Consider the following 12218-nt stretch of genomic DNA (forward strand, 5'->3'; position numbering starts at 1 on the left):
CCATGGCCCAATTCGAACCCGGTCGCCTGCACATCGAGCGGCATGCGTTGACGCCGGATGACGTCAGTTACAACGTGCACCTCGACTATGAAGTGTTCACCGATCCGCAGAAAGGCAAAGGGATTCAGTTCACTCTGCATGGCAGCATGCAGGGCAAGGACATGAAGGAAGCGTTTTTCCTGCCCAAGGAAGAGGCTTACAACTTCGCCCGTGATGTGACCCGGATCGCCGAGAAGTACGGGATTCCCAAGGCTCACAGCCAGATCGGTTCGGTGCACAAGCATTACGATCTGATGTTTGAAGACATTCGGCAGAAGTTGAATATGCAATCCGGGGATCCGGTCAATCTTGAGCATTTCGAGTAACCCGCAAAAGCCCCTCACCCTAGCCCTCTCCCCGAGGGAGAGGGGACTGATTGGGGGATGCTCTAGAGTTACACCGACCTGAACTCGCTTTACCGAATCCATAATCGACTGGTTCTTTCAGGTCGATGTCAAACCTCAGACACCTCGGTCGGCTCCCTCTCCCTCCGGGAGAGGGCTGGGGTGAGGGTGCTTTTGCTTTCACCTCTCTCCAAGCCCAAGGCATACTTGCCACCCTCCGCTCTGCAGATCACTGAACCGCCCCATGCGTATCCACGTCAGCTTCATCGACCGCGTCGGCATCACCCAGGAAGTCCTGGCTATCCTCGGTGGGCGCAACCTCAATCTGGATGCGGTGGAAATGATTCCGCCGAACGTCTATATCGACGCGCCGACCCTGAGCCCGCAAGTGCTCGAAGAGCTGAAAGATGCGTTGTTTCGCGTGCTCGGCGTGGAAGCGGTGACCGTGGTCGACATCCTCCCCGGCCAGCGTCGACACCTGCAACTCGATGCCCTGCTCGCGGCGATGACCGATCCCGTTTTGGCGCTCGACAGTGCCGGCAAGGTGCTGCTGGCCAACCCGGCGTTGATCGCGTTGTACGGCCGCGAACCGGCGGGTGAAAGCGTCTCTGAACTGTTCAACGATCCCGGCCTGCTCGACACCTTGCTCGAACACGGCTTCCGTTTGCCACTGCGCGAAATCACCGTCAACGGCCAGACCTTGCTGCTCGACGCCACGCCGATCACTGACGCCGGCGCTCTGCTGACCTTGTATCAACCGAACCGCATCGGCGAACAACTCTCGGCGCTGCACCACGACCACGCCGAGGGTTTCGATGCATTGCTCGGAGAATCCCCGGCGATTCGTACGCTCAAGGCCCGCGCGCAAAGAGTCGCCGCTCTTGATGCACCGCTGTTGATTCAAGGCGAAACCGGCACCGGCAAAGAACTGGTCGCCCGCGCATGCCACGCCATCAGCGCGCGACACAGCGCACCGTTTCTGGCCCTCAACTGCGCAGCCCTACCGGAGAACCTCGCCGAAAGCGAACTGTTCGGCTACGCCCCCGGCGCCTTTACCGGCGCGGCGCGTGGCGGCAAACCGGGGCTGATGGAACTGGCCAACCAGGGCACGGTGTTTCTCGATGAGATCGGCGAGATGTCGCCGTACTTGCAGGCCAAGCTGCTGCGTTTCTTGAACGACGGCAGCTTCCGCCGCGTGGGCGGTGATCGCGAAGTGAAGGTCAACGTGCGCATCCTCAGCGCGACCCACCGCGATCTGGAAAAAATGGTCAGCGAAGGCTTGTTCCGCGAAGACCTGTTCTATCGTCTCAACGTGCTCAACGTTGAAGTGCCGCCGCTGCGCGAACGCGGGCAGGACATCCTGCTGCTGGCGCGGTATTTCATGCAGCAAGCCTGCGCGCAGATCCAGCGCCCGGTGTGCCGCCTCGCTCCGGGGACCTACCCGGCGCTGCTCGGCAATCGCTGGCCGGGCAATGTGCGGCAATTGCAGAACGTGATCTTCCGTGCGGCGGCGATTTGCGAGAGTAGCCTGGTGGATATTGGCGATCTCGATATTGCTGGCACCTCGGTGGCGCGTCAGGCTGACAGCGATGTCGACAGCCTCGAACAAGCGGTCGAAGCTTTTGAGCGATCGCTGCTGGAAAAACTCTACGTCAGCTACCCCTCGACCCGCCAACTGGCCAGCCGCCTGCAAACTTCGCACACAGCCATTGCCCATCGCCTGCGCAAATACGGCATTCCCAACAAACCCTGAAAAACCACAAATTCCCTGTAGGAGTGAGCCTGCTCGCGATAGCGGTTTGACATTCAACATTTGCGACGTCTGACAGACCGCTATCGCGAGCAGGCTCACTCCTACATTTATTTGTGGCGCATTCGAAATCCGTTCAAAAACGACCTCCAGCTGTACTGAAAGCGCTACAGCGGAACGATATCGCTACACCCTCCTCCGATCACCGCTGTGCAAGGCTTTGATCCCGTTCAGCTTTTATCCTCGCTCCATGCTGTAGCGATTTCGCTACAGGCATCTCTGAACCTTCGACCTCTCCAATATCTAATTCATTGATTTATAACGATAAATCAACATTGGCCACATTCTTGCTAATCAACCCTTCATAAATAAGGGCCTTCGCGCCCGACTATTCCACCGCGTCCACCAGACGAGTCTGGCCCCCTGAGGAGTTTCCATGAGCGAGTTGCGTTTTACTGAAGATCACGAATGGCTGCGCACCGAAGCTGACGGCAGCGTTACTGTCGGCATCACCGCTTTCGCGCAGAACGCCCTGGGCGACGTGGTGTTCGTGCAACTGCCTGAGCTGCAGGCTTACGAAAAAGGCGCTGAAGCCGCCACCGTGGAATCGGTGAAAGCCGCCAGCGGCGTGTACATGCCCCTCGACGGCGACGTACTGGAAGTCAACCCGGCGCTGGAAGACGCCCCGGAACTGGTCAACGAAGATCCGCTGGGCGAAGGCTGGTTCTTCCGCTTCCAGCCTGCCGACGCATCGGCCGTGGCCAAATTGCTCGATCAGGACGCGTACGACCGTCTGATCAAAGCCCAAGCCGAAGCCTGAGGAACACCGACATGACTCAAGTAAACCTTGGCACCGCCAACGAATTCATCGCCCGTCACATCGGCCCGCGCGCCGGTGACGAGCAAACCATGCTCAACAGCCTCGGCTTCGACTCGCTTGAAGCCCTGAGCGCCAGCGTCATTCCGGAAAGCATCAAGGGCACCAGCGTGCTCGGCATGGACGACGGCCTCAGCGAAGCCGATGCCCTGGCGATGATCAAATCGATCGCCGGCAAGAATCAGTTGTTCAAGACCTACATCGGCCAGGGCTACTACAACTGCCACACGCCGTCGCCGATCCTGCGCAACCTCCTGGAAAACCCGGCCTGGTACACCGCGTACACGCCGTACCAGCCAGAAATTTCCCAAGGTCGTCTCGAAGCGCTGCTGAACTTCCAGACGATGATCAGCGACCTCACCGGTCTGCCGATTGCCAACGCCTCGCTGCTCGACGAAGCCACCGCCGCTGCCGAAGCCATGACCTTCTGCAAACGCCTGAGCAAGAACAAGGGCAGCCACCAGTTCTTCGCCTCGATCCACAGCCACCCGCAAACCCTTGACGTGCTGCGCACTCGTGCCGAGCCGCTGGGCATCGAAGTGGTTGTTGGCGATGAGCGTGAACTGACTGACGTGACGCCGTTCTTCGGCGCGCTGCTGCAATACCCGGCCAGCAACGGTGATGTGTTCGACTATCGCGAACTGACCGAACGCTTCCACGCCGCCAACGCCTTGGTCGCAGTCGCCGCTGACCTGCTGGCCCTGACCTTGCTGACCGCCCCGGGCGAGTTCGGCGCGGACGTCGCCATCGGTTCCGCGCAACGCTTCGGCGTGCCGCTGGGCTTTGGTGGCCCGCACGCCGCTTACTTCTCCACCAAAGATGCGTTCAAGCGCGACATGCCGGGCCGTCTGGTCGGTGTCTCGGTTGACCGTTTCGGCAAGCCGGCGCTGCGCCTGGCGATGCAGACCCGCGAGCAACACATCCGCCGCGAGAAGGCCACGTCGAACATCTGCACCGCACAAGTGCTGCTGGCCAACATCGCCAGCATGTACGCCGTCTACCACGGCCCGAAAGGCCTGGCGCAGATCGCCAATCGCGTGCATCACCTGACCGCGATTCTGGCCAAAGGCCTGACCGCGCTGGGCGCTAACGTCGAACAAGCCAGTTTCTTCGACACCCTGACCGTCGCCACCGGCGCAAACACCGCCGCGCTGCACGACAAGGCCCACGCTCAGCAGATCAACCTGCGCGTGATCGACGCTCAGCGTCTTGGCCTGTCGGTCGACGAAACCACCACCCAAGCTGACATCGAAACCCTGTGGGGCCTGTTCGCCGACGGCAAGACTCTGCCGGATTTCGCTGCTCTCGCCGTCTCGGTGCAGAGCACCATCCCAGCATCGCTGGTACGTCAGTCGCCGATCCTCAGCCACCCGGTGTTCAACCGTTATCACTCGGAAACCGAGCTGATGCGCTACCTGCGCAAACTGGCGGACAAGGATCTGGCCCTGGATCGCACCATGATCCCGCTGGGTTCGTGCACCATGAAACTCAACGCTGCCAGCGAAATGATCCCGGTGACCTGGGCTGAGTTCGGCGCGCTGCACCCGTTCGCTCCAGCCGCGCAAAGCGCCGGTTACCAGCAACTGACCTTTGAGCTGGAAGCGATGCTCTGTGCCGCGACCGGTTACGACGCGATCTCGCTGCAACCAAACGCCGGTTCGCAAGGTGAATACGCTGGCCTGCTGGCGATTCGTGCATATCACCAGAGCCGTGGCGATGAGCGCCGCGACATCTGCCTGATTCCGTCGTCCGCCCACGGCACCAACCCGGCCACCGCCAACATGGCTGGCATGCGCGTCGTCGTGACTGCCTGCGATGCCCGTGGCAACGTCGACATCGAAGACCTCCGCGCCAAAGCCATTGAACACCGCGACCACCTTGCCGCGCTGATGATCACTTACCCGTCGACCCACGGCGTGTTCGAAGAAGGCATCCGCGAAATCTGCGGGATCATTCATGACAACGGCGGCCAGGTGTACATCGACGGCGCCAACATGAACGCGATGGTTGGCCTCTGTGCACCGGGCAAGTTCGGCGGCGACGTCTCGCACCTGAACCTGCACAAAACCTTCTGCATTCCGCACGGCGGTGGCGGCCCGGGCGTTGGCCCGATTGGCGTGAAATCGCACCTGACCCCGTTCCTGCCGGGCCACGGCCAGATGGAACGCAAGGAAGGCGCGGTCTGTGCAGCACCGTTCGGCAGCGCAAGTATTCTGCCGATCACCTGGATGTACATTCGCATGATGGGCGGCGCAGGCCTGAAACGCGCTTCGCAGTTGGCGATCCTCAATGCCAACTACATTTCCCGTCGCCTCGAAGAGCACTACCCAGTGCTGTACACCGGCAGCAACGGTCTGGTGGCGCACGAATGCATTCTGGATCTGCGTCCATTGAAAGACAGCAGCGGCATCAGCGTCGATGACGTCGCCAAACGCCTGATCGACTTCGGCTTCCACGCACCGACCATGTCGTTCCCGGTCGCGGGCACGCTGATGATTGAGCCGACCGAAAGCGAATCCAAGGAAGAACTGGATCGCTTCTGCGACGCCATGATCCGCATCCGCGAAGAAATCCGTGCGGTGGAAAACGGCACGCTGGACAAGGACGACAACCCGCTGAAAAACGCTCCGCACACAGCGGCAGAGCTGGTTGGCGAGTGGACTCACCCGTACAGCCGCGAGCAAGCCGTGTACCCGGTCGCGTCGCTGATCGAAGGCAAATACTGGCCACCGGTCGGTCGTGTCGACAACGTTTTCGGCGATCGCAACCTGGTCTGCGCCTGCCCGTCGATCGAAAGCTACGCTTAAAAGAATAAGGGGCGGGTTTGCCTGCCCCAATTTCAGCATCACCACAGATCCCCCTGTGGGAGCGAGCCTGCTCGCGAAAGCGTAGTGTCAGTTAATGAAAGGTTGTCTGACCCAGCGCTTTCGCGAGCAGGCTCGCTCCCACAAGGGATCTGCTACCGATTTCGGACTTTCGCCAATTCCTATAACAAGAAACCGGAGAACCCCTCATGTCGTTAAGCGTGTTCGACCTGTTCAAGATTGGCATCGGCCCCTCCAGTTCCCACACCGTCGGCCCGATGCGCGCAGCCGCGCGTTTCGTCGAAGGTTTGCGCCGTGAAAACCTGCTGACCACCACCGCCAGCGTTCGCGTTGAGCTGTACGGTTCCCTCGGCGCCACCGGTAAAGGTCACGGCAGTGACAAAGCCGTGCTGCTCGGCCTCGAAGGCGAACACCCGGACACCGTTGATACCGAAACCGTCGCCGCGCGCCTGCAAGAAATTCGCGGCAACGGACGACTGAACCTGCTCGGCGAACACAGCATTGCGTTCAACGAGAAAGAACACTTGGCGATGATCCGCAAGCCGTTGGCCTATCACCCCAACGGCATGATTTTCCGCGCCTTCGATGCGGCGGGGATTCAGATCCGCAGCCGCGAGTACTACTCGGTTGGCGGTGGTTTCGTGGTCGACGAGGACGCGGCCGGTGCCGACCGCATCGTCGAAGACGCCACGCCGCTGACCTTCCCGTTCAAAAGCGCCAAGGACCTGCTCGGTCATTGCGCCACCTATGGTCTGTCGATCAGCCAGGTGATGCTGACCAACGAAAGTGCCTGGCGCCCGGAGGCGGAAACCCGCGCCGGCCTGTTGAAAATCTGGCAGGTGATGCAGGACTGCGTCGCTGCGGGCTGCCGTAACGAAGGTATTTTGCCCGGCGGCTTGAAGGTCAAACGCCGTGCGGCAGCGTTGCATCGGCAACTGTGCAAGAACCCCGAATCGGCGTTGCGCGATCCGTTGTCGGTGCTCGACTGGGTCAACCTCTACGCCTTGGCGGTCAACGAAGAAAACGCCAACGGTGGCCGCGTAGTCACCGCCCCCACCAACGGCGCGGCGGGGATCATTCCGGCGGTGCTGCATTACTACATGCGTTTTATCCCCGGCGCGAATGACGACGGCGTCGTACGGTTTCTGCTGACCGCTGCGGCCATTGGCATTCTCTACAAGGAAAACGCCTCGATCTCCGGCGCTGAAGTCGGCTGCCAAGGTGAAGTCGGCGTGGCCTGTTCGATGGCGGCCGGTGCGTTGTGCGAAGTGCTCGGCGGCAGCGTTCAGCAGGTCGAGAACGCTGCGGAAATCGGCATGGAACACAACCTCGGCCTGACCTGCGACCCGATTGGCGGGTTGGTGCAAGTGCCGTGCATCGAGCGCAATGCCATGGGTTCGGTGAAAGCCATCAACGCAGTGCGCATGGCCATGCGGGGCGACGGCCAGCATTTCGTCTCCCTCGACAAAGTCATCCGCACCATGCGCCAGACCGGTGCCGACATGAAAAGCAAATACAAAGAGACCGCCCGCGGCGGTCTGGCGGTCAACATTATCGAATGCTGACATGAAACCAGCCAAACGAAATTGACCACCTCTCCCCCAGGGAGAGAAACGTAATTAGCCCCCTCTCCCTCTGGGAGAGAAACGTACCTAACTCCCTCTCCCTCTGGGAGAGGGCTGGGGTGAGGGGCTTTTGATCTTGATCTTGATCTTAATCTAGGCCCATACCCCCAAACTCTAATTTTCAAGGAGCCACGCATGTCCACCGAACAACTGTCGAAAACCCCGCTGCACGCTCTGCACATCGAACTCGGCGCTCGCATGGTGCCGTTCGCCGGCTACGACATGCCGGTGCAATACCCACTCGGTGTGATGAAAGAACACCAGCACAGCCGTGAGCAGGCCGGACTGTTCGATGTCTCGCACATGGGCCAGATCCGCCTGACTGGTGCCAACGCCGCCAAAGCCCTGGAAAGCCTGGTGCCGGTAGACATCATCGACCTGCCGGTGGGCATGCAGCGTTACGCGATGTTCACCAACGACAACGGCGGCATTCTCGACGACCTGATGGTGGCCAACCTCGGTAATGACGAATTGTTCCTGGTGGTCAACGCCGCGTGCAAGGATCAGGACCTGGCCCACCTGCAAAAACACATCGGCGATCAGTGCACCATTACGGCGCTGTTCGAAGAGCGCGCTCTGCTGGCATTGCAAGGTCCGGCGGCGGTCACCGTGCTGGCGCGGCTGGCACCATCCGTTGAAAAAATGACTTTTATGCAGTTCGCCCGTGTCAATCTGCTCGGCGTCGACTGCTTTGTCAGCCGTTCGGGTTACACCGGTGAAGACGGTTTCGAAATCTCCGTACCAGCTGCAGATGCGGAAAAACTTGCCCGCGCCCTGCTCGCCGAACCGGAAGTCCAGGCCATTGGCCTCGGCGCTCGCGACTCGCTGCGTCTGGAAGCCGGTCTGTGCCTCTACGGCCACGACATGAACACCGAGACCACACCGATCGAAGCCAGCCTGTTATGGGCGATCTCCAAGACACGTCGCGCTGATGGCGCGCGGGCCGGCGGTTTCCCGGGCGCGGAGAATGTTTTCGCCCAGCAACAGAATGGCGTGGCGCGCAAACGCGTCGGCTTGCTGCCGCAGGAGCGCACACCCGTGCGTGAAGGCGCAGAAATCGTCAACGAAGCCGGCAAAATTATCGGCAGCGTGTGCAGCGGTGGTTTCGGTCCGACCTTGGGCGGGCCGTTGGCGATGGGTTACCTCGACAGCGCATATGTCACCCTCGACACACCGGTTTGGGCCATTGTTCGTGGGAAAAAGGTGCAAATGCTTGTAAGCAAAATGCCATTTGTTCCACAACGCTACTATCGCGGTTGATTGACTGTTTCTATAAGTAACGCGATTGCGTTATGCGTGCACTAATGTGTAACGCAATCGCCACAAAAAAGTGCATTTTCTATCAACTGATTCGAATATGAACTTTGCTTATAACGATCGAAAACAATTGAACAGGCTAATCGTCCAAGACCGCACTAGCTAGAGGATTAACTTGCTAAAGCTCAGTAAAACCGGGGGCTTCGCAGGGCTTGTTTTTTCTCCCGTAGTTGGCGTAGAGTTTCTCCACTGTGTTTGCATGGGTCAGCTTGGAATCGTGACCTGGGCAGTAGCCTACAAGTTAGCTACATCCCGTTCGACGTCTTCTTACTCTCCTGCAACCAGCCCCAGTACTCTTTCATGAGAAAGAGGCTGTCATTAATTTTTGCGTCAAAGGAAATAAGAAATGTCCACACGTCAGAGCGGTACCGTCAAGTGGTTTAACGACGAGAAAGGTTTTGGTTTTATCACTCCAGAAAGCGGTCCGGATCTGTTCGTGCATTTCCGCGCCATTCAGGGCAACGGTTTCAAGAGCCTGAAAGAAGGCCAGAAAGTGACCTTCGTTGCTGTGCAGGGCCAGAAAGGCATGCAGGCTGACGAAGTACAAGCAGAAGCCTGATTTTCTGTTACGAAAAAGCCCCTGATGTTGATATCAGGGGCTTTTTTGTGCGCGCGAATCCGTAAAATGGCGCTTCATTTTGCGTCCAGAGGCTGCCATGTCGAAAAACCTGCTCACCCCACAGGGCGATTTTCCCGCCGTTGGTCTAGGCCGGCGTCTGGCGGCGATGTTCTATGACTTTCTGCTATGCACCGCCCTGCTGATCGTCACGGGTGGCATCTACAAGATGATTCAGGCAACGATCATTGGTGAAGAGCGCCTGCGAGTGATGACCGATGCCGGCAAGCTCGACGGTGATCCGCTCTACTCCACCTTACTGCTGTTGGTGCTGTTTGGGTTCTTCGCCAAGTTCTGGACCCATGGCGGTCAGACGCTGGGCATGCAGGTGTGGGGCATTCGCGTGCAGAACGCCAATGGCACGGCGATCAGCCTGTGGCAGGCGTTGTTGCGGTTTATGGTGTCGATTGCGTCGTGGCTATGCGTGGGGCTGGGATTCTTCTGGTCGCTGTACGACAAGCAGAAGCGCACGTGGCATGACATCTATTCCGATACCCGCGTGGTGCGGATCCCGAAAAAGACCAAATAACTTCCAGACGCCAAAAACCACTGTAGGAGTGAGCCTGCTCGCGATAGTGGTATGTCAGTCAACATTTTCGTTGCTTGACACACCGCTATCGCGAGCAGGCTCACTCCTACAGGTTTATTCGTTGCCTGAAAGATCTCAGGCGTTACCGGCCAGCTTCATCCGCGCCGCCTGAGTGAAATCGAGCATGCGCTTCAAAGGCCGGATCGCCTGCGGAATCAACGCCGGATCAACAAAGATCTCGTTGGTCCCTTCCTTCAAGCTCTTGAGCGTGCGCTCAAGGGTGTTCATGGCCATCCACGGGCAATGTGCGCAACTGCGGCACGCCGCGCCGTTACCAGCGGTTGGCGCCTCGATGAAGACCTTGTCCGGGCACAACTGCTGCATCTTGTAGAAGATGCCACGGTCGGTCGCAACGATCAGGGTCTTGTTCGGCAGCGATTGCGCAGCAGCGATCAACTGGCTGGTGGAACCCACCGCGTCCGCCAGTTCGATCACCGACGTTGGCGACTCCGGGTGCACCAGAATCGCGGCGTCCGGGTACAGCGCCTTCATGTCTTCAAGCTGCTTGGACTTGAACTCTTCGTGAACGATGCAGGCACCGTCCCACAGCAGCATGTCGGCGCCGGTCTTGCGCTGAATGTAGGTGCCGAGGTGTTTGTCCGGCCCCCAGATGATGGTCTCGCCGTTGTCCATCAGGCTTTCGACGATCTCCAGCGCGCAACTCGAAGTCACCACCCAATCAGCCCGAGCCTTAACGGCTGCGGAGGTGTTGGCATAGACCACCACCGTGCGCTCCGGGTGCTGATCGCAGAACGCCGAGAACTCGTCGACCGGGCAACCCAGGTCCAGCGAGCACGTCGCTTCCAGGGTCGGCATCAGCACGCGCTTTTCCGGGTTGAGAATCTTCGCGGTCTCGCCCATGAACTTCACGCCGGCGACCACCACGGTTTTGGCCGGGTGAGCATTGCCGAAGCGGGCCATTTCCAGGGAATCGGAGACGCAACCGCCGGTTTCTTCGGCCAAGGCCTGAATTACCGGATCGCAATAAAAGTGGGCCACCAGCACCGCGTCCTGAGCCTTGAGCTCGGCGGCAATGGCGGAACGGTAATAAGCCTCTTCCTCAGCGGTCAGCGGTTTGGGCTGTTTGGCATCGAGGTGGGCTTGAACCAGAAGGCGTTCGGAAATCTGCGTCATGTTCGCAAGACCTGCAGGCGCGTTCGCGCGAAAGTCGAGTATACACCCGGCTCCGGACCGCTTGAGGGTACCGCCGGGAGAGTGAGTATTATCAGGCACGGACAGCATTGAAGCTGCGCAAGGCTACAGAATATCCCGTTGATACAAAAGATGATTCTGACCTGCGTCAGCGCTGCGGGCGGTGAAATAACGCGGAGCGAAATTACAGGCAAAAAAAAACCCGGAAATCCTCACTTTCGTGGGCCTTCCGGATTTTCTAAACCGCCAAATATGGTGGGTCGTGTGGGATTCGAACCTACGACCAATTGGTTAAAAGCCAACTGCTCTACCAACTGAGCTAACGACCCGCTGTGTGGTGGCGCGTATAATACTGATTTTTAAGGACTATTCAACACCTTTTTGAAAATAATCAAAAATAAGCTGTTGGATCGTCCACACCAGCGGCCGCAAAGCCTTCTGCGCGCAGGCGGCAGCTGTCGCATTTACCGCACGCGCGGCCGTCATCGTCGGCCTGATAGCAGGAAACGGTGAGGCGATAATCAACGCCGAGCTTCACGCCCGCCTGAACGATTTGCGCCTTGCTCAGGTTCTGCAGTGGCGCCTGAATGCGGAAGCCATTGCCTTCAACGCCGGCCTTGGTCGCCAGATTGGCCATGCGCTCGAACGACTCGATGAACTCCGGACGGCAATCCGGGTAACCGGAATAGTCCACGGCGTTGACACCAATAAATATGTCACGCGCACCCAGCACTTCTGCCCAGCCCAACGCCAGCGAAAGGAACACCGTGTTACGCGCCGGCACGTAAGTCACCGGAATGCCTTCGCCCAGCTCCTCCGGAATATCGATGCTGCTGTCGGTCAGTGCCGAGCCGCCCATACCATTCAGGTTGAGGCCGATTACTTTGTGCTCAACCACACCCAAGTCGCGGGCGACGCGGGCAGCGGCGTGCAATTCAGCGTGCGAGCGCTGACCGTAATCGAAACTCATGGTGTAGCAGCTGTAGCCTTCGGCGCGAGCCATGGCCACGACGGTGGCCGAATCGAGGCCGCCGGACAGCAGAATGACCGCACGTTTTTCGGTGGTGTTCAGTTGTTCGGTCAT

10 protein-coding genes and 1 tRNA gene are annotated in these 12218 nt (G+C 59.2%); 8 read left to right on the forward strand and 3 right to left on the reverse strand.

Annotated elements, in window-relative coordinates; genetic code table 11:
• The first annotated feature begins 2 nt into the window (after positions 1–2).
• From HU754_RS23170 to HU754_RS23205, 8 genes are all read left to right on the forward strand, one after another.
• Entirely contained in the window at positions 3–365 is a 363-nt protein-coding gene (locus HU754_RS23170; RefSeq protein ID WP_175553386.1) for a DUF5064 family protein, read from the forward strand.
• Positions 366–627: 262 nt separating this feature from the next.
• Entirely contained in the window at positions 628–2136 is a 1509-nt protein-coding gene (gcsR, locus tag HU754_RS23175; protein WP_099757004.1) for a transcriptional regulator GcsR, read from the forward strand.
• Between the two features lie 433 nt (positions 2137–2569).
• Positions 2570–2953 (forward strand): glycine cleavage system protein GcvH, encoded by a 384-nt coding sequence (gcvH, locus tag HU754_RS23180; protein WP_099757005.1) that lies wholly within the window; start codon positions 2570–2572, stop codon positions 2951–2953.
• A gap of 11 nt (positions 2954–2964) precedes the next feature.
• Entirely contained in the window at positions 2965–5817 is a 2853-nt protein-coding gene (gene gcvP / locus HU754_RS23185; RefSeq protein ID WP_186623907.1) for an aminomethyl-transferring glycine dehydrogenase, read from the forward strand.
• A 206-nt stretch (positions 5818–6023) separates the two neighbouring features.
• On the forward strand, positions 6024–7400 hold the full coding sequence (locus HU754_RS23190) for an L-serine ammonia-lyase (RefSeq protein WP_093430482.1): 1377 nt from the start codon (positions 6024–6026) through the stop codon (positions 7398–7400).
• A 195-nt stretch (positions 7401–7595) separates the two neighbouring features.
• On the forward strand, positions 7596–8720 hold the full coding sequence (gene gcvT / locus HU754_RS23195; protein WP_186623906.1) for a glycine cleavage system aminomethyltransferase GcvT: 1125 nt from the start codon (positions 7596–7598) through the stop codon (positions 8718–8720).
• A gap of 403 nt (positions 8721–9123) precedes the next feature.
• Positions 9124–9336: a cold-shock protein gene (locus tag HU754_RS23200; protein WP_003227496.1), complete on the forward strand. Its 213-nt coding sequence runs from the start codon at positions 9124–9126 to the stop codon at positions 9334–9336.
• Between the two features lie 97 nt (positions 9337–9433).
• Entirely contained in the window at positions 9434–9922 is a 489-nt protein-coding gene (locus tag HU754_RS23205; protein WP_186623905.1) for an RDD family protein, read from the forward strand.
• 135 nt (positions 9923–10057) lie between these two features.
• On the opposite strand, the gene nadA is transcribed toward HU754_RS23205, so the two are convergent.
• The 3 genes from nadA to queC all read right to left on the reverse strand — a co-directional run bounded on the left by nadA (position 10058) and on the right by queC (position 12218).
• Positions 10058–11116: a quinolinate synthase NadA gene (nadA, locus tag HU754_RS23210; protein WP_016773509.1), complete on the reverse strand. Its 1059-nt coding sequence runs from the start codon at positions 11114–11116 to the stop codon at positions 10058–10060.
• Positions 11117–11387: 271 nt separating this feature from the next.
• A tRNA-Lys gene (locus HU754_RS23215) sits at positions 11388–11463 on the reverse strand.
• Positions 11464–11525: 62 nt separating this feature from the next.
• Positions 11526–12218 carry a 7-cyano-7-deazaguanine synthase QueC gene (gene queC, locus HU754_RS23220; protein ID WP_186623900.1) on the reverse strand — a complete coding sequence of 231 codons (693 nt, stop codon included), beginning with the start codon at positions 12216–12218 and terminating at the stop codon, positions 11526–11528.

It is taken from the genome of Pseudomonas zeae, from assembly GCF_014268485.2.
GTDB lineage: Bacteria > Pseudomonadota > Gammaproteobacteria > Pseudomonadales > Pseudomonadaceae > Aquipseudomonas > Aquipseudomonas neuropathica.